This window comes from Winogradskyella sp. Asnod2-B02-A (assembly GCF_045063645.1).
GTDB lineage: Bacteria > Bacteroidota > Bacteroidia > Flavobacteriales > Flavobacteriaceae > Winogradskyella.
In genome coordinates this window covers 57,121-76,913 of sequence record NZ_JBEFOG010000025.1, presented here as the reverse complement: position 1 = coordinate 76,913, position 19,793 = coordinate 57,121, and the positions used below count along the sequence as shown (strand labels likewise).

Genomic DNA, 19,793 nt, shown 5'->3' with positions numbered 1-19,793 from the left:
AATATTTATCCTTTCGATGTAATATATTATGATAGAAAACAATTCTAAAAATAACCCAATAGATGCCGTAATTTTATGGGTAGATGGTAATGACGAAAACCATAAAGCCAAAATGTTACCTTATTTAGAAGACAAGACTAAGGTAAATTCGGAAAAATTTAGAACACGTTATGACCAAGTCAATGAAATTAAATTCACCATTGATTCTATTTTAAAATACGCTCCTTATATTAGAAATATTTACATCATAACAGATAATCAAACCCCAGATTTTTTAAAAAACAGCAAAACAGAGCACACTTATAAAAAAGTATCTATAGTAGATCATAAAGTTATTTTTAAAGATTACGATGATTACTTACCGACTTTTAATTGCAGACCAATTGAAACCTGTTTATACAGAATTCCGGATTTAGCAGAACACTTTATTTATTTTAATGATGATTTCTTTTTAATAAATGAAACCAAGCCTAGTGATTTCTTTAAAGATGGACTTCCTATTTTGAGAGGCAAATGGCTAAAGTTTGATAAGGATATTTTTTATAAAAGATTTAAAAAACCAAGAGTAGGACATAAATCTATTCAGCAAAATGCAGCTCGGCTAGCCGGATTTAATAAATATTACAATTTTAAGCACACACCACATCCGCTTAGAAAATCGACATTTGAAACCTATTTTGAAGCTAACGAAGATGTGCTTATAGAAAATATAAAACATCGCTTTAGAAAAACGAGTCAATTTACACCACAAGGACTAGCAAATCATTTAGAAATAAAAAACAAAACATGTTATTTTAAAAGTGATCTTCAACTGATGTATTTTAGATCTTATAAAAAACCATTGTATTGGTATAAATTTAAATTAAATGTAAAAACTAAGGACAAATTATTCTTAGGCCTCCAAAGTTTAGATCGCAGTCCGCCTCACATTTTGAATTACATATTAGGTTGGTTAGAAGAACGCATGCGCTAAATTCTTAAAGCTTAAAAGACAAAAGTAGAATGCATTACAAATTTTTAATATACATATCTTATAGTTATGCTTTGCCCATAGGGATTCCTTTAGAAAAAGAAATTTTAAGCAGAGGTGATACCGTAATGTGGTTTAGCGACCTTGACGATGGTAAAACAGCATTACAAGGAAAAGATAATGTATTAAACACAATTGAAAGTGTTGTAAATTACAAGCCAGATATTGTGTTGGCCGCAACCAATGATGTTCCGGATTTTATCTCAGGTTTGAAAGTGCAAATTTTCCATGGCTTTAATGCTCAAAAGCGACCTGAAGGAGACAATAATTTTTCTCATTTTAGAATTCGTGGATTTTTTGATTTGTATTGTACTCAAGGTCCAACCTCTACTTCTGGATTTAAAGAGCAACAAAAAAAGCATCCGCATTTTGAAGTTATAGAAACAGGTTGGAGCAAAGTAGATCCTTTATTCCCATTAAACATAAAAGTTAAGAATGCTACACCAACTATAATGATTGCCTCTACATTTACCAAACGCTTAAGTTTAGCATTACAAGACGACGTTTTTAAAGAGATTAAAAGACTTTCCAATACTGACAAATACAAATTTATCATGGTACTTCATCCTAAGCTATCCAATGACATAAAAGACAAATGGAAATCATTAGAAAATAAAAATTTCACCTATTATAATACTACAGATTTAATTCCCTTATTTAAAAAGGCAGATATTATGTTTGCAGATACGACATCTGCTATTCAAGAGTTTTTACTTCAACAAAAACCCGTAGTCACTTACAATCATACATTTAACCATAATTATCTTATAAACATCGCTACACCAGACGCAATTGAAGATGCTTTTACCAAAGCACTAAATCCGTCATTGAATTTAACAAAAAACATTGAAGAATTTATTACGCAATTACATCCTTATTTTGATGGTAAATCTAGTAAACGTGTTGTTGATGCTTGCCTGACCTTTTTACACAAAGACAAACGTTATTTAAAAAAGAAACCTCTCAACCTTATCAGAAAATATAAAATAAGAAAACGCTTAGATTACTTTACTTTAAAGAGTTTTTTGATAAAAAATTAAACGTATTTTTACACCAAATTATAAACAAATAAATGCATAAGCTAACTGCAATTATTCCAACAGGAAATGAAATTCATAATATTGAAGCCGTTATAAATTCGGTAAGTTTTGCAGACGAAATTCTAGTAGTAGATAGCTTTAGCACTGATGGCACCTACGAAAAAGCACAAGAATTAGCCACCAAAGTAGTTAGAAGAGCTTATGAATATTCTGCATCTCAAAAAAATTGGATTATCCCACAAGCCAAATTCGAATGGATTTTATTAGTTGATGCAGATGAACGTGTAACACCTGAATTAAAAGAAGAAATTTTACAAATTTTAAGTCAACCCAATCATAAACACGTTGCCTATTGGATTGGTAGAATGAATCATTTTATGGGAGAACGAGTGCATTATAGTGGCTGGCGAAATGATAGCGTTATTCGCTTATTTAAACGTGATGCTTGTAAATATGAAGACAAACAGGTACACGCAGAAATTATTGCAGATGGTACTGTCGGAAGATTAAAAAACAAACTCTACCATAACACATATATTACTTTTGACAAGTACTTAGAAAAAATGAACCGTTACGCTTGGTGGCAAGCTAAAGATTATGATAAAAAAACAGGTAAATTAACACCTTATCACTTCGTTATTAAGCCATTTTGGGGTTTTTTTAAACACTATATCATACAAAGTGGTTTCAGAGACGGTGTTGTTGGATTTGTAATTGGTTGTATTCAGTCTTATGTAATATTTATGCGGTACGTAAAACTTTGGTTATTACGAAAAGGCATGGAATAACCTATTTTCTCCAAAATCTCAATTTCTTCTTTATGCGCTGTTTTTTATGATGCTTAGCCTGAAAAGCTTCTGTAGCATCCCACATTAAATTCACTATTTTATCATAATCTTCACCTGAAACTTTAGCATACTCATCACTCATAACTTCTACCATAGATTTATGGATAGTTAATCTGTCAAAATTTTTAATACGATCCTCAAAGTTCATGGGTTTAAATTCCATACGATTCAAATCCACTAAAAAAAACTCATAGCCATCATCTACCTTTTTAATTAAGGTATTTCCTGGTGAATGATCTAAAAATTTAATTCCTTTTTCATGTAATTGAAACGTAAATCTTGTAAATGCCCTTAAAATAGCATCGTAATCTGGGTAGTTAAAATCGTGTATGAGTTCTCTAAACGTTAAATCGCAATCTACCTGTTCAGACAAATAATAACTTTTCTTAAAAAGAAAAAGGGTTTTAAATTCATAATACGCAATTGGTTCTGGTGTACCAATTCCGCGTTTCTTAAGCTCTAAACCGTATTCATACGAGCGTTGTGCCTTACTTTTTCTAAAAAAATTATAAGCAATTTGATTAACGATATTCGGAACTTTAAAAGATTTTATATTAACCTGTATATCTTTTAGTTTAAAGAGTCTAAGAGAATTCCTTTTTTGATCACCAAAAGGTATACCTTCTGTTTCAAAATTTTGAATAAAATAATCAAGTTTCTCTTGGGAATCCTTGTATTCAGTTCTAATTCTAAAAGTTTTCATGTCGCAATATTACAATTTTTAATAATCTTAAATGTGAAAATTTTTATCATAATAAAAGTAAAGAAATAAATGCAACAATTTTAAAACATAATTGGTAAACCCTATATTTACAAAGCTAAGAATTAGTTGTTTTTTCTTTTGAATTATAAAACATCAGTAGCTTTAATTGCCTTATGAACCACAAAATATCGAATGAACTTAAAATGTTAAATCTCATTGGCAGAGGAAATGAAATGTTTGAACGCGATATTAAAACAACCCATAACCAGGTTAACTCTATAGTAGAAGCTTCAAAATTTTTAATTTTAGGAGGTGCTGGCACTATAGGGCAAGCCGTTACCAAAGAAATTTTTAAACGCCAACCTGTTAAACTTCATGTCGTTGATATTAGCGAAAATAATTTAGTAGAATTAGTAAGAGACCTCAGAAGTTCTTTTGGTTATATCAATGGTGAGTTTAAAACATTCGCCTTAGATATTGGGTCTATAGAATATGATGCATTTATTGCATCAGACGGCAATTATGATTATGTATTAAACTTGTCTGCATTAAAACATGTGAGAAGCGAAGAAGATCCATTTACATTAATGCGCATGATCGATGTAAACATTTTTAATACACAAAAAACCATTAAGCAATCCATTGAAAATAACGTGAAAAAATATTTTTGCGTTTCTACAGATAAAGCGACAAATCCTGTGAATATGATGGGAGCCTCTAAACGAATTATGGAACTTTTTTTAATGCAAAAAAGTAAAGATATCAATATTTCTACAGCACGTTTTGCTAATGTAGCATTTTCAGATGGGTCTTTGTTATATAGTTTTGAGCAACGGATTAAAAAACAACAACCTATTGTTGCGCCAAATGATATTAGAAGATACTTTATTACACCAAAAGAATCAGGTGAATTATGCTTAATGTCTTGCCTATTAGGAGAAACTAACGACATATTTTTTCCTAAATCAAGCGAAGGTTTACATCCTACTAGTTTTGCTGATATTGCCATAAAACATATTGAAAACTTAGGCTATAAACCTTATTTGTGTAACACAGAAGAAGAAGCCAGACAATTAGCTAAGACCTTACCTCAAACAGGAAAATGGCCTTATTTATTGACAGCTAGTAATACCACTGGCGAAAAAGATTCTGAAACCTTTTTTACCAAAAACGAACAATTAGACTTAGAACGTTTTAGTACTATTGGTATTGTTAAAAACAAACAAGACTTAGATGTAAGTGATAAACTCAATCAGTTTTCTAAATCTATAAATAACCTTAAAGCTAAAAAATCATGGACAAAAAAAGACTTAGTAACGTTATTCAACAAACTATTACCCAACTTTAATCATAATGAAGTTGGTAAATATTTAGATCATAAAATGTAACCGATGCATAATAAAATAGATGTTGTAATTATGGCTGGTGGTAAAGGTGAACGTTTAACGCCTTTAACTAAAAACACCCCAAAACCACTTTTAAAAATTGGAGATAAACCAATAATAGAGTACAGTACAGATCTTTTGGCTTCTTACGGAATTAAACACATCCATATTTCAATCAATTATTTAGGTGAACAGATTGTTGCATATTTTAAAGACAACAATAAACATCATATCGATTTTAATTTTATTCAAGAAACTAAGCACTTAGGAACCATAGGCGCTCTAAAACTACTAGAAAATCTAAACAAAGATTACATATTGGTTATGAATGCAGACTTGCTAACTAATATAAATTTAGAAGCCATTTTTAATGATTTTTTATTAAAAAAAGTTGATGCTTTAATTGCAACTGTTCCTTATAACGTGGCTATTCCGCATGATGTCGTAGAAATAGAAGACGGCTTTGTTTCTAATTTAAAAGAGAAACATTCTTACACTTATAATTTAAATGCTGGTATATATTTATTTAAGAAAGAATGTTTAGATTTCATTCCAGAAAACACCTTTTTTGACGCTACAGATTTAATTGAAGTCTTATTAGCGAAGGATAAAAAAATTATCAATTACCAAATTTCAGATTATTGGTTAGACATTGGAAAACATGATGATTTTAAAAAAGCCCAAGAAGACATAAAACACTTAAAATTTTAACCTAGTTCTATTAATTACTATTATAAAATTCCAAATAATTAATCCACCTCAAAAAGCTTGGTATTCATTTTAAAAGATTAGCTACGTGTCGTATCTTTGCACAGCTAAAAATACAGCTGTTTTAATTAATTTATAAAGCATCTGTACTTTCAATTATCTTATGAATCACAAACAAGCATTAAAACACGCCATATTTAAATACATCACGCAATCTAGTGAAGAATTAAAAGTAGAAAGCTATGTCATTGGTGGTTTTGTGCGCGATTATCTGTTAGAACGTGGAGACGCTAAAGATATAGATATCGTTGCAGTTGGTAGTGGTATTGATTTAGCAAAACAAGTTGCTAAAAACTTACCTAACCAACCTAAAGTTCAAGTTTTTAAAACGTATGGAACTGCAATGTTGCGTTTCGATGATATTGAAATTGAATTTGTTGGAGCACGAAAAGAAAGTTATAACGAAGACAGTAGAAATCCTATTGTTGAAAACGGCACACTAGAAGACGACCAAAACCGACGTGATTTTACGATAAATGCCTTAGCACTTAGTCTTAATAAAGACAATTTTGGAGATTTATTAGATCCGTTTAATGGCCTAAGTGATTTAGATAAAGGCATCATCCGCACACCTTTAGACGCCAATATTACATATAGTGATGATCCTTTGCGTATGATGCGAGCCATACGTTTTGCAACGCAACTCAATTTTAAAATTGAAGAAGCATCTCTCAAAGCCATAGCTGATAATAAAGATCGTATTAATATTATTACTAAAGAACGAATTGTTGTAGAACTCAATAAAATCTTAGAAAGTAAAACACCATCTATAGGTTTTATTCTTTTAGAAAAAACAGGACTTTTAGATTTTATTCTTCCTGAATTGACAGCCTTAAAAGGTATTGATGAAATTGAAGGACAACGCCATAAAGACAATTTTTACCACACCTTAGAAGTGGTTGACAATATTGCAAAAACTACAGATAATTTATGGCTACGTTGGGCTGCATTATTGCACGATATTGGTAAAGCACCAACAAAAAAATTCCATAAAAAAATTGGCTGGACGTTTCATGCGCACGAATTTGTAGGTTCAAAAATGGTTTACAAACTCTTCAAACGTTTAAAAATGCCACTTAATGACAAAATGAAGTTTGTTCAAAAAATGGTATTTATGAGTTCTAGACCAATAGTTTTAGCTACAGAAGTAACAGATTCTGCCGTTAGACGCCTGGTGTTTGATGCTGGTGATCATGTTGAGGATTTAATGACACTTTGTGAAGCTGATATTACAACTAAGAATCCTAAAAAATTCAAGAAATATCATAATAACTTTCAAAAAGTAAGAGATAAAATTATTGAAGTTGAAGAACGCGATCAGGTGAGGAATTTCCAACCACCTGTAACTGGAGAAGAGATTATGAAAACCTTCAATTTAAAACCTTCAAGAGAAATTGGATTAATTAAAGAAGCCATAAAAGAAGCTATTTTAGAAGGAGATATACCTAATGAACACGAAGCTGCTTTTGAATTAATGTTAAAAAAAGGAGAAAAATTAGGATTAAAAGTTTCAACAAACTAAATCTTAAAAATATAAGTGCTATGAAAAAAGATAATAAGGCTGTCATCTACTGGCTACTCACTGGCTGTATTCTTATTTTTATAATGGTTGTGGTTGGAGGTATAACCAGATTAACACATTCTGGGTTATCCATTTCTAATTACAAATTAATTTCTGGTACAATTCCACCTATGAATGACGTAGAATGGAACGAAGCCTTTGAACTTTACAAGCAGTACCCAGAATATCAAAAACTCAATAATCACTTTAATATCGAAGAATTTAAGGATATTTATTTCTGGGAATGGATTCATAGAGTCATTGGCCGATTTATTGGTCTAGTATTCATTATTCCATTTATTTATTTCTTAATAAAAAAACGTCTTTCTAAATCTACCATAAAAAAAGCAACGATTCTTTTAATAATGGGAGGTTTTCAAGGTTTTTTAGGTTGGTATATGGTAAAAAGTGGTTTAGTAGATAGACCAGATGTTAGTCATTACAGATTGGCTGCACATTTAACCACGGCATTTTTAACTTTTGCCTATACGTTTTGGGTGGCTTTAGATTTAATGTTTCCAAACAAAAAAGCGGTTGATAAAAAATTAAGGAATTTTATTAGAATTGCTTTAGTTGTGCTTATCATTCAAATAATTTATGGTGCTTTTGTCGCTGGCTTAGATGCAGGATGGGTTCATAACCATTGGCCTTTAATGAATGAAGGAAAATGGATTCACGAAACCGTATACATTGAACAAAACCCAACCTACCTCAACTTTTTAGAAGGCAAAAGTGGAGTTCAATTTGTACATAGAATTTTTGCTTATGTTGTAGTTATTTTTATACTCGCTATTTGGTATAAAGCTAAACGAATGACACTTACCTCGTTTCAAACTAAAGGTATAAATATTCTTTTAGCAATGGTAGGTGTTCAATTTTTATTAGGTGTTTTAACGTTAATATTAGCTGTTCCGGTTTGGTTAGGAGTACTACATCAGGTTGGTGCATTTATTTTGCTTAGTGCAATGACATTTACTTTACATCGCTTTACGAAATAATTAAAAAATGATTTAACTTTGCAACATGATTTACAGATTCAGAATTATATTAGATAACGATACCGAAGATGATGTGTTCCGCGATATAGAAATTCGTGAAACTGACACTATGGAAGATTTACATAATACTATTACCCAATCTTTTGGTTTTGATGGTATGGAAATGGCTTCCTTTTATGTGAGTGACGAGCAGTGGAACCAAGGCGAAGAAATTGCCATGATGGATATGAGCGAGGCTGGTAACGAAGTTAAGATGATGAACGAAACAGTTATCAACACTATCATTCATGAAGCATCTACACGTCTTATCTACTTATATGATTTTATGAATATGTGGACGTTTTATGTGGAATTAGGTGAAATTGTTGAAGAAGCAGAAGGCACAGACTACCCTAATTTAATGTATGTTCATGGTCAAATTCCTGATGAAGCTCCAGAAAAAACGTTTGAAGCTGAAGAAAACGATGACGACTATAATGAGTTTGAAGACGACTTAGATTTAGACGATTATGATAATTTGAATTTTGATGAGAATTGGAATTAATTAAAACGTTTCAAACTAACATCTTCATAATTTCGTTTCACAAAATCTAGTGCATTTTTTAAAACTTCACCCATATTTTTACTTTTTCTGAAGTTTAAATCCATTGTATAATTATAGATGTCTTCTTTAATCATATCAATATGTTTTTTAATGGAAATCTCATCAGCTTCCATGCAGTCTAGCAATGCATTTAAACGTCTATGATAACTAATCATTCTTTTAGCTACAATAGAACGTTCTTCAATTTTGTATTGATGTATAGACTCTGCCTGAATTTTTTCGCGCACTAACTCTACCATCTTAAAATTCTCTTTAAAAAACTGCGGTCTATAAATTTTTAAATTGCCTTCATAAGATTGTTGATCAAAATCTATAGCTCTAATTTTATAAACAACATGATCAAAATCGTGCGTTGGTACTATAACATAATTATAAGAACGCATATCTCCTAAAAGCCTTATTAAACAACGCTCATTAAACTTCACAAACTCTTTGGCTATCTGTGATTTTTCTGATGGATTACAATCTGGTAACATATTCTTTATAAATTCATCACCTGGAATACCAGCTATATGCTCCTCAATTAAGGTGTCTTTACAAACTAAAAAATTGATTTGATATGGCGATAACATTTGTTCAAGTTCTAATCCATAAACCCTTGAAGCATCTGCTGTTTTAACGTAAAAATGAGTATAATTATCATTAAGAATATTTCTCACTTTTATTCTGAACGGTTTAGAATTACCAAATGTGCAAAAATCAATAGCATCTACACTAAGGTATTTTAAGATGCTGGTTCCACCATCTGAAATTAAACTTGAATACACTTGTTTTAAACTACTATCAATTTCTTCGCGCTCAAACTCATTGTAATATACACGTACCCAAAGCGTATCAACATCATCTTTATCATAAACAACAACAGAACCTTGAAAGCGCAGTAAATCAGAATAAAAAATAGGCAAATCTATATTTCTTCTATATTTAGATAAATACGTATCTAATTTTTCAGAAATAGGGTATGTTGGTTTTCGTTTTGATATTTTTAAATCCTCACTCATATGCTAAATTTAAGGGTTTTAAAATGAATAAAAAAAGGTTACTTTTAAATTTGATTAAATTCTCTTTTAAAGCTATTAATTTATTTGAATCACTCAATTCCGATTCATAATTTATCATTAAATATAAATTCTTGTAACAAATAAAAGCATTAATCGTCTTATGTACATAACCAACTTTTGCTGGATATGTTTATGCTAATTATTTATCAGCAATTCAGCATCTAAAAACCAACCAATTTGGAACCAATCCTCACTATTAATAATCTCACAAAGAAATTTGGGCATTTAACTGCCGTAAAAGATTTAAGTTTTACTATAAACAAAGGCAATGTCTATGGTATTTTAGGCCCTAATGGAAGCGGTAAATCTACCACTTTAGGCATTGTACTAAATGTAGTAAATAAAACCCAAGGGGATTTCCATTGGTTTGATGGAAATATTACAACCCACAATGCTTTAAAGCAAGTTGGCGCTATTATTGAACGCCCTAATTTTTATCCATACATGACGGCTGAACAAAATCTAAAGCTAGTCTGTAGAATAAAAGGAGTTGATCATAGCAAAATAGAAGAAAAACTTGGAGTTGTTGGGTTATTAGACAGAAAAACGCACAAGTTTAGAACCTATTCTTTAGGGATGAAACAACGTTTAGCCATTGCTTCTGCCCTACTTAACGATCCAGAAATTTTAATTTTAGACGAGCCAACAAACGGCTTAGATCCACAAGGGATTCACCAAATTCGTGAAATTATTAAAGATATTGCCGCTAAGGGCACAACCATTCTTTTAGCCTCTCATCTTTTAGATGAAGTTGAAAAGGTCTGCTCACATGTTGTGGTATTGCGTAAAGGAGAAAAATTATATTCTGGTCGAGTAGATGAAATGATAAGCAGCCACGGTTTCTTTGAATTAAAGGCTGAAAAACATCAAGAATTATTAGATGTTTTAGAATCACATCCAAATATTGGCAAAGTTAAAGTAGAAGGTGAACTTATTACTGCCTTTTTAAATGAACCTATGTCTGCTTCAGATTTTAATAAATTAATGTTTGACAAAGGCATTTTTCTATCGCATCTTGTAAAACGAAAAGAGAGTTTAGAGGAGCAGTTTTTACAACTAACGGACAATCAATAAAACCAATCAAAAATCAGCATAAATCCTTTTTAAAAGGGTTCATGTAAAACCAACCAAAATATGTTACGTCTCATACAACTCGAATTGCAAAAACTTTGGCTTAATAAAGCTAGTAGAGTTTTAATAATCATCTCTTTTATATTACCATTTACAGTTTTAATTCTATCTTCAATTAAGATAAATTTTTTCGGATTTTTCACATTAGAACTGGGTGAGTTAGGTATTTTTAACTTTCCAGTAATTTGGCACATCACCACGTTCTTTGCCTCACAATTCAAATTCTTCTTCGCCATAGTTGTGGTAAGTATGATTGGAAATGAATACAGCAACAAAACCCTAAAACAAAACCTCATCGATGGATTAAGCAAAAAGGAATTTATTCTTTCAAAATTTTATACCATTGTGTTTTTCTCTCTTTGTGCTACCCTTTTAATTGGTTTGGCTACATTTTTTATTGGATTGTATTATTCGAGTTACACGGAGGCTTCAATAATTTTTAGAGAGGTAGAGTTTTTATTGGCCTATTTTGTAAAACTAGTTGGTTTCTTTAGTTTGTGTTTATTTTTAGGTATGTTAGTAAAACGATCTGCATTTGCATTAGGTTTTTTATTCATCCTATATATTTTAGAATGGGTTATTTTTGGACTGTTATCATGGCAAACTAATTCTATGGATTTGGCTTTTAGTATCAAAAGGTTTTTCCCTTTAGAGTCTATGTATAAGCTAATTGACGAACCTTTCAGAAGGATTGTAATGACTAAATTCCCAGACAAAGCAGATATAGCCTACGATTACGCTGTGCATTGGTACGAGCTTGCTATCGTTTTAGGTTGGTCTGCAATTTTTATCTTTTTATCCTTTCAATTATTAAAAAAGCGAGATTTGTAATAGCTTTGTAAGAAATGATTATATAGTAAATCTAGGAGTTTTTAAGTTCTAGTTGTTATATTGTAATCGTTATGTGTTTTACACATTAAAGCTCTTATGAAAAAGAACTATTTAGTATATGTCTTACTCACTATTAGCTTCCAAATTTTCTCTCAAAATGAAGCTTCATTTTGGTATTTTGGAAACAACGCTGGGCTGCAATTTAATTCCCAAAATGGTACAGTAACAGCACTTACAAATGGAGAGATAGATACCTTGGAAGGTTGTACATCAATTTCTGATTCGGATGGAAATTTATTATTTTATTCTGATGGACAAACCGTTTGGAATAGTAACCACCAAATAATGGCTAATGGTAATTATTCTGCTGGCACTGGTCTTTTAGGTGATCCATCAAGTACATCCTCTGGTCTAATTGTTCCAAAACCAAACGATGAAAATCAATATTATCTCTTTACCGTAGATGAACCACATCATAACAATGCAGAAGCTTATCCTAATCAATTTACAGGCACTTACGATCAAGGCGGAAATGTACCTTTACAAGATGATGGCTTTAATAACGGCTTCAACTATTCTCTAATAGACATGACACTTAACGGTGGATTAGGAGATGTAGATTCTACTGAAAAAAACATACATTTAGTCACCTATAATCCAGCAAATTCTGAAGAAATAAAATATAAATGTTCAGAAAAAATTACAGCAGTTAGAGCTGAAGATTGTTCTTCTTTTTGGGTCATCACCCATTTTATAGATACGTTTTATGCTTTTAAGGTTGATGTAAATGGAGTATCTACTACTCCAACTATTTCTCAAATAGGTCCAACTATTCCTATTGAAGGTTACAGACGAAATGCTTTGGGTTATTTAAAAGCATCTCCAAATGCCTCTAAATTAATTACTGCCAATTTTGGTTACGCAACAATAACAGGTGAAAATGCTGCTGGAAGTGTCGATTTGTTTGACTTTAATAATGAAACAGGTGTAGTTTCTAATCACATTGAGCTCTATAGTCCTTCATTAGGAGATAGTCCTTATGGAGTAGAATTCTCTGCTGAAAACCGAAAAGTTTATGCCACTATTAGCGATGGTCCTGGAGGATCAGGCACTAGTCGTGTATTTCAATGGAATTTAGAAAGTGATGACATTCTTAGTTCCATGAATGAAATACATACTTCAGATGATATATCCGCAGGAGCATTACAATTAGGTATAGACCGACGAATATATAGAGCACAATTGAGTTATAATGGTAATGCAACGATTTCAAAATATCTTGGTGTTATTAATTTTCCTGAAGCTGATGGCTTTGCTACAAATTATAATGAACAAGGTATTTTTTTAGACATCAATGGTTCTAACCAAAATACAAGCCGTATTGGATTACCTCCTTTTATACAATCTCTATTTAATTCTGAAATAGATATTATTCAAAATGGTATTAGTACTACAGAATTAAAATTATGTACAAATGACAGCTACACGTTAGAAGCTACTGATATTATTGGTGCAGATTATGCATGGTCCTTTAATGGGCTGCCTTTAACAGAGACATCATCACAATTATTTGTGGATACTCCTGGATATTACGAAGTATATATTGAGCCTAATAATGGAGACTGTCCTATAGAAGGAAGTGCTGTTGTTGGTGTTTTTGATATTCCTGTAGCTCATCCACTTACAGAGGTTAAGGTTTGTGATGGTAATGATAATGATGGTTTATATAGTTTTGATTTTATTAATAAAAATTCTGAAGCATTATTAACACAAGACCCTTTACAATATAATGTGCGTTATTTTGAGACACAAGAAGATGCGGATTTGGGAAACAATGAAATCACATTTCCTTACATTAATATTAGCAATCCTCAAACTATTTTTGTGCGCGTAGATAATGCCGAAAATTCTAATTGTTTTGATGTTAATTCGTTTAATATAGAAGTGTTTAGCACTCCGCAAATAGAAGAATTAAACACTACTGAAATTTGTGATAATCTTGGTGACGAATTAGATGGTATTGCTATGATAGATTTAGCAGAACTTATTCCATTTATTAGAGGTACTCAAGACGACGCACAAACTGCTATAACATTTCATGCAACACAAGAAAACGCAGATGCTAATGTAATGGCGCTGTCATTAAATCACACTAATACTACTGCTTTTAATGACACTCTTTTTGTTAGAATTGAAAACACCGCATATACAGACTGTTACAGTACGGATAGTTTTAGTTTGATAGTAAATCCTATTCCTGTGGCAAATAACATTTCCATTATACAATGTGATGAGGATGGTATTCCAGAAGGTTTCACTACGTTTAATATTAATGAAAGCATTGAATTAATTACAGATAACACAACGAGTAATTCGGTTGATTACTATTTATCTCTTGAAGATGCAGAAAACCAAGAGAATCCTATAAATGGGAACTCGTTTGACAACTTTTTTAATCCACAAATTGTATATGCAAGAGTCGCAAATACAACTTCAGAATGTGTTAATTATAGTGAAATTTCTCTTGAGGTTAGTACAACATCTTCAAACAACGCGAGTTTAGAATTATGCGATACCGACGGAACCGAAGATGGCTTTATGTCTTTTAATCTTGCTGATGTTAATGATACAGTTTTAGCAGGATCACCAGCTGGTTTAAATTTAGTTTTCTATGCAACCTATGAAGATGCTTTAGTTGAAACAAATTCTCTTGGTACAACATTTACCAATACCATACCTTACAATCAAATTATTTATGGACGTGTGGAAAATGCAAATGCTTGTTACGGTATTAGCGAAATAGAACTTACCGTTTTTGAATTGCCAAATATTGAAACATCTTATGAAACGTTATATTGTTTAAATTCATTTCCTGAAACAATTATTTTAGATGGAGGAGTTATTGGCGATTCACCTAGTAACTATTATTACGACTGGTTGCAGACAGGAGAAAATACTTCGGAAATTGAAATTAACGCACCAGGAACTTATACTGTTAGGGTAACAAACACTAATGGGTGTTTTAAAGATAGAATAATTACGGTTTTACCTTCTAGTATAGCTACAAACCTAAATTTTGAAGTAGTTGATGCATCACAAAACAATTCCATTACAGTATTTGTAGATGGAGAAGGCGATTACGAATATGCGCTAGATAATAGCGATGGACCTTATCAAGACAGTAGCACTTTTAACAACGTACAACCAGGTTTATACACCGTTTTTGTGCGCGATAAAAACGAATGTGGCATAGCAGATGATTTAGTTTCTGTCATTGGTTTTCCTAAATTTTTCACACCTAACAATGATGACGTTAATGATTATTGGCAGGTTTATGGTATTACAACACAATTTCAAGCCAACTCTATTATTTACATCTTTGATAGATATGGTAAACTACTAAAAGAGCTCGATCCTTTAAGTTCTGGCTGGGATGGCAGATACAATGGAGAAAATATGCCAACCAGCGATTATTGGTTTAAAGTTACGCTTGAAGACGGACGAACATTTACAAATCACTTTACATTAAAACGATGACCAAATCCCCTTATCTATTTTTAAAACCCCTACTTTCTTTAATTTTTATTTGCTTTATCATTCTTACAGTAAAAGCACAGCAACCAAACGATGCACAATTTGCAGTAACGGTTTGTGGCAATTCAGATTTTAGCTTAAATGTTAGTGGTATTGGCACACAAGAATTATCCAATAATAACACCTGCGGAAGTCAAGAAAATAATAGTATATGGCTAGAAGTTAATATTGCAACAGATGGTACATTGGCTTTTACATTAACTCCAGGAAGCACAAGTATTAATGAAGATTACGATTTTTTTATTTTTGGTCCAAATGTAAGTCCTGGAAATATAGGTCAAGCCATTCGTTGCTCAACTACCAATCCAGCAGCCGCCAATCAAGGCAATAACTTAACAGGTATGAATTCCATTTCAACCGAAACAGCTGAAGGTCCTGGATTCGATGGAGACAGTTTTGTTAGCGCTATGGACGTCCTTGCTGGCGAAAGCTATTATATAGTTATTGATAGACCTGTTGGTAATAGTCCTTTTTCTATTGAATGGACTGGTACGGCTACATTTCCAGATGCTCCAACAAATCCATTACTCACAAACTCTGCAACCACAAGTTTACCTAGCATTGAAGTTTGCGATGATTCTGCACCATATGATGATAATATTACAGAATTTAATCTTACGACTTTAACTCAAGATATTATTAACGGAGAATCTGATGTACTCGTTAGTTACCATAAATCTGAAAGTGATGCAAATATCAATATTGATGCTTTAGGTGATGTTTTTAATAACTCTGCAAGTAATCAAACTATTTACATTAGAATTGAGAATTCAACCACAGGTTGTTTTATTATTAACGATTTTGATATTATGGTCTCATCTCTAACCAACTTTAATATCCCAACCAACTATGAGATTTGTGATAATGATTTAGACGGTGACGACCAAAATGGAATGTCAACCTTCGATTTTAATATAAAAACACAAGAAATTTTAAATGGTATAACAGGAGTTAATTATATCATTAGCTATTATTTAAGTCAAGTAAATGCTGAAAATTCTATATCTCCTTTGCCATTAAACTATGCTAACACAACTGTTACACCAACCGAAATATTTGTAAGAATTGAAGATATGATTTATGGTTGTATAGGATTTACATCTTTTAATATAATCGTTGATCCAATACCAATCGCTAATGACATATCTATATTTCAATGTGATGAAGATGGTATTCCTGAAGGATTTACCACCTTTAACATTGTAAACTATTTAGATGCCATCACCAATGATGATCCAAATTCTACTGTAGAGCTATATCTTTCGTTGACAAATGCTGAAAATCAAATTAATATGATTGATGGAAATGCTTTCAACAATTTCTTTAACCCACAAATTATATATACAAGAGTGGCAAACACCAATTCTGGCTGTATCAATTATAGTGAAATCTCTTTGGAAGTTAGCACCACATCTTCAAATAACGCAAGTATTGAGTTGTGTGATACAGACGGCACAGAGGACGGGTTTATGACCTTTAATCTTACAGAAGCCAATGACACTGTTTTGGCTGGAGCACCTGCTGGATTAGATTTGGTTTATTACGAAACCTATGAAGATGCTTTAATAGAAACTAATCCGCTTAATATAACATTTACCAATACAACCGCTTATAATCAAATCATTTATGGACGTGTAGAAAATGCCAGCGCTTGTTATGGTATCAGTGAAATTGAACTTACTGTTTTTGAATTACCAAATATTGAAACAGAATTTGAAACTATATATTGTCTAAATTTTTATCCTGAAACTATAACTTTAACTGGTGGAGTTATTGACGATTCACCAAGTAACTATTATTACGAATGGTTGCCTTCAGGAGAAAACACTTCCGAAATTGAAATAAATGTTCCAGGAACATATACTGTTAAAGTAACAAATACAAACGGTTGTTTTAAAGAGAGAACTATACTAGTATCACCATCTAGTATTGCTACAGATATTAGTTTTGAGGTGATTGATGCCAATGAAAATAATTCAATAACTGTTTTTGTAGATGGTGATGGTGATTACGAATATGCGTTGGACAATATTAATGGGCCTTACCAAAACTCTAGCACGTTTATTAATGTCTTGCCTGGTTTATATACAGTTTATATAAGAGATAAAAACGAATGTGGTATTGCAAACGATTTAGTTTCTGTAATTGGGTTTCCTAATTTTTTCACACCTAATAATGATGATGTAAACGATTATTGGCAAGTAAAAGGGATTTCTTCACAATTTCAGTCTAATACTTCTGTATTTATTTTTGATCGTTATGGTAAACTTTTAATTGAGCTTAACCCCTTAAGTTCTGGATGGGATGGCACATTTAAGGGCGAAAACATGCCAACTAACGATTATTGGTTCAAGGTTAAATTAGAGGATGGAAGAACATTTACCAGCCATTTTACTTTAAAACGGTAATTTAAAATATTGTAATTTAGACCTGCCAACTAAAAAATTTGAAAAAAGCGTTTTACATATTAAGTGGTCTATTATTTGGTATGGCAACGCCTGTATTGGCTCAAGATATTACCTTGTTTCAGCAATTTAATGGCAGATATGATTATACGGCTATAGGTAATACCTTAAATACCGCAGAAAATGGAACTTCTGCTCCATGTACAATTTTAACATCATCCTCAGCAGATTTAAACCTTAACGCTAATCAAAATATAGAAGCGGCTTATATATATTGGGCAGGTTCTGGAAATGGAGATTTAGATATTGCGCTAAATGGCATTCCTATCACAGCTGATCGTACGTTTAGTGATACCTTTGATACTTCTCGTGTGTTTTTTGCGGCGTTTGCAGATGTTACCGATATTATAACTGCACAAGGGAATACAACTTATACCGTATCAGATTTCGACTTAACAACTACCATTTCTACATATTGTTCTACAGGTACTAATTTTGGTGGTTGGGCGATAACAATTATTTATGAAGACAACAGCTTACCTCTAAACCAACTTAACGTATATGATGGCTTGCAAAGTGTTCCTGATTTTTTAAGTATTACGCTAGACAACCTTAATGTTCTGGATAACGAAAATGCAAAAATAGGTTTCGTAGCATGGGAAGGTGATAGATCTATTGCTGTAAATGAACAATTAACCATTAATGGAAACGTTATTAGTAATTTTCCCTTAAATCCATCAAATAATGCTTTTAATGGCACTAATTCTTTTACAGGAGCCACGGATTTATACAACATGGATATTGATGTTTATAATATTCAAGATAATATACAAATTGGAGATACTTCTGCAACCATTGCCTTAACCTCTGGGCAAGACTTTGTAATGATAAATAATATCATCACAGTTTTAAATAGTCAACTACCAGATGCCACCATTTCTATTAATGATTATTTGGTGTATTGTGGTGATTTTAATATCGAAGTTTTTTATACCATTAATAACTTTAATAGTACCGACATCTTACCAGCAAATACTCCGATTTCATTTTATAATGATGGCCTATTTGTGGGTTCAAGTGAAACAATAAATGCCATTAACATTAATGAGAGTGAAAGCAATTCCATTGTTCTCAATTTACCTGTAAGTTCAAATCCGATTGTTAATTTATTGGCCATTGTAGATGACAATGGTTCTATGAGTGGTATTGTAACAGAAACAAACGAAAATAACAATACAACGTTTACGGATATTGAATTACTTCTTATTCCTGAAACAACAATCCTTCCTAGCCTTATGGGTTGTAATGTTGGTTTTGAAACTGCTTCATTTAATTTATTTGATGCATTAAACACTTTAAATTATAATGATGAGGATGTTGCATTCTATCATTCGTTTGAAGATTTAGAAAATGAATATAGTCCTATACTGATTCCTACGGATTATGATAATGTTTCAAATCCTGAAACTATTTATATAAGGCTATTAAGTCCTCCTTGTTATGAGGTGTTTCAATTCAATTTAGTTGTTGAAAATTGCCCTCCCACAATTCCTCAAGGCTTTTCACCTAATAGCGACACTAAAAATGATTGGTTTAACATCCAAGGTTTGTACGATATATTCTTAAAACACGAGTTACAAATTTATAACCGCTATGGAGTCCTTATTTTTGAAGGTAATAATGATACTCCATGGCACGGTAAAATTAATAGAGGTCTTGATAATAAGGGAAATAAAGTTCCTGTTGGTACATATTACTATATATTAAACTTGAACGACTCCAATTATCAACCGTTCATGGGTTGGGTATATGTGAACTATTAAGGCAATTAAGA

15 protein-coding genes are annotated in these 19,793 nt (G+C 31.7%); 13 read left to right on the top strand and 2 right to left on the bottom strand.

Annotated features, from left to right (window positions below):
• The first annotated feature begins 28 nt into the window (after positions 1 to 28).
• From ACJJVO_RS01245 to ACJJVO_RS01235, 3 genes are read left to right on the top strand one after another with little or no spacing between them, the layout of a single operon-like run.
• A complete protein-coding gene (locus ACJJVO_RS01245) occupies positions 29 to 973 on the top strand; it encodes a stealth family protein (RefSeq protein WP_405569472.1) in 945 nt (314 codons plus the stop codon).
• A gap of 29 nt (positions 974 to 1,002) precedes the next feature.
• A complete protein-coding gene (locus ACJJVO_RS01240) occupies positions 1,003 to 2,070 on the top strand; it encodes a UDP-N-acetylglucosamine 2-epimerase (protein WP_405569471.1) in 1,068 nt (355 codons plus the stop codon).
• A gap of 32 nt (positions 2,071 to 2,102) precedes the next feature.
• The gene (locus ACJJVO_RS01235) at positions 2,103 to 2,858 is read left to right on the top strand and encodes a glycosyltransferase family 2 protein (RefSeq protein ID WP_405569468.1); all 756 of its coding nucleotides are present in this window, start codon (positions 2,103 to 2,105) and stop codon (positions 2,856 to 2,858) included.
• Position 2,859: 1 nt separating this feature from the next.
• On the opposite strand, the gene ACJJVO_RS01230 is transcribed toward ACJJVO_RS01235, so the two are convergent.
• Positions 2,860 to 3,621 (bottom strand): lipopolysaccharide kinase InaA family protein, encoded by a 762-nt coding sequence (locus ACJJVO_RS01230; protein WP_405569466.1) that lies wholly within the window; start codon positions 3,619 to 3,621, stop codon positions 2,860 to 2,862.
• A 203-nt stretch (positions 3,622 to 3,824) separates the two neighbouring features.
• On the opposite strand from ACJJVO_RS01230, the gene ACJJVO_RS01225 reads away from it, so the two are divergent.
• The 5 genes from ACJJVO_RS01225 to ACJJVO_RS01205 all read left to right on the top strand — a co-directional run bounded on the left by ACJJVO_RS01225 (position 3,825) and on the right by ACJJVO_RS01205 (position 8,877).
• Positions 3,825 to 5,009 (top strand): UDP-N-acetylglucosamine 4,6-dehydratase, encoded by a 1,185-nt coding sequence (locus ACJJVO_RS01225; RefSeq protein ID WP_405569463.1) that lies wholly within the window; start codon positions 3,825 to 3,827, stop codon positions 5,007 to 5,009.
• Positions 5,010 to 5,012: 3 nt separating this feature from the next.
• Positions 5,013 to 5,717 (top strand): sugar phosphate nucleotidyltransferase, encoded by a 705-nt coding sequence (locus ACJJVO_RS01220; protein WP_405569461.1) that lies wholly within the window; start codon positions 5,013 to 5,015, stop codon positions 5,715 to 5,717.
• 160 nt (positions 5,718 to 5,877) lie between these two features.
• Positions 5,878 to 7,296 (top strand): CCA tRNA nucleotidyltransferase, encoded by a 1,419-nt coding sequence (locus ACJJVO_RS01215; RefSeq protein WP_405569459.1) that lies wholly within the window; start codon positions 5,878 to 5,880, stop codon positions 7,294 to 7,296.
• 20 nt (positions 7,297 to 7,316) lie between these two features.
• The gene (locus ACJJVO_RS01210; RefSeq protein WP_405569456.1) at positions 7,317 to 8,333 is read left to right on the top strand and encodes a COX15/CtaA family protein; all 1,017 of its coding nucleotides are present in this window, start codon (positions 7,317 to 7,319) and stop codon (positions 8,331 to 8,333) included.
• A 25-nt stretch (positions 8,334 to 8,358) separates the two neighbouring features.
• Entirely contained in the window at positions 8,359 to 8,877 is a 519-nt protein-coding gene (locus tag ACJJVO_RS01205; RefSeq protein WP_405569454.1) for an IS1096 element passenger TnpR family protein, read from the top strand.
• Here ACJJVO_RS01205 and ACJJVO_RS01200 read toward each other — a convergent pair.
• Positions 8,874 to 9,938: a hypothetical protein gene (locus tag ACJJVO_RS01200; protein ID WP_405569452.1), complete on the bottom strand. Its 1,065-nt coding sequence runs from the start codon at positions 9,936 to 9,938 to the stop codon at positions 8,874 to 8,876. The genes ACJJVO_RS01205 and ACJJVO_RS01200 overlap by 4 nt on opposite strands.
• Positions 9,939 to 10,175: 237 nt before the next feature.
• On the opposite strand from ACJJVO_RS01200, the gene ACJJVO_RS01195 reads away from it, so the two are divergent.
• The 5 genes from ACJJVO_RS01195 to ACJJVO_RS01175 all read left to right on the top strand — a co-directional run bounded on the left by ACJJVO_RS01195 (position 10,176) and on the right by ACJJVO_RS01175 (position 19,782).
• Positions 10,176 to 11,072: an ABC transporter ATP-binding protein gene (locus ACJJVO_RS01195; protein WP_405569449.1), complete on the top strand. Its 897-nt coding sequence runs from the start codon at positions 10,176 to 10,178 to the stop codon at positions 11,070 to 11,072.
• 60 nt (positions 11,073 to 11,132) lie between these two features.
• Positions 11,133 to 11,960, top strand: a complete 828-nt coding sequence (locus tag ACJJVO_RS01190) for an ABC transporter permease (RefSeq protein ID WP_405569447.1) — start codon at positions 11,133 to 11,135, stop codon at positions 11,958 to 11,960.
• Between the two features lie 96 nt (positions 11,961 to 12,056).
• Positions 12,057 to 15,497 carry a T9SS type B sorting domain-containing protein gene (locus ACJJVO_RS01185; RefSeq protein WP_405569444.1) on the top strand — a complete coding sequence of 1,147 codons (3,441 nt, stop codon included), beginning with the start codon at positions 12,057 to 12,059 and terminating at the stop codon, positions 15,495 to 15,497.
• A complete protein-coding gene (locus ACJJVO_RS01180) occupies positions 15,494 to 17,962 on the top strand; it encodes a T9SS type B sorting domain-containing protein (RefSeq protein ID WP_405569441.1) in 2,469 nt (822 codons plus the stop codon). Before ACJJVO_RS01185 ends, ACJJVO_RS01180 begins: the two co-directional genes overlap by 4 nt.
• A 38-nt stretch (positions 17,963 to 18,000) precedes the next feature.
• On the top strand, positions 18,001 to 19,782 hold the full coding sequence (locus tag ACJJVO_RS01175) for a gliding motility-associated C-terminal domain-containing protein (RefSeq protein ID WP_405569439.1): 1,782 nt from the start codon (positions 18,001 to 18,003) through the stop codon (positions 19,780 to 19,782).
• Positions 19,783 to 19,793 lie beyond the last annotated feature (11 nt).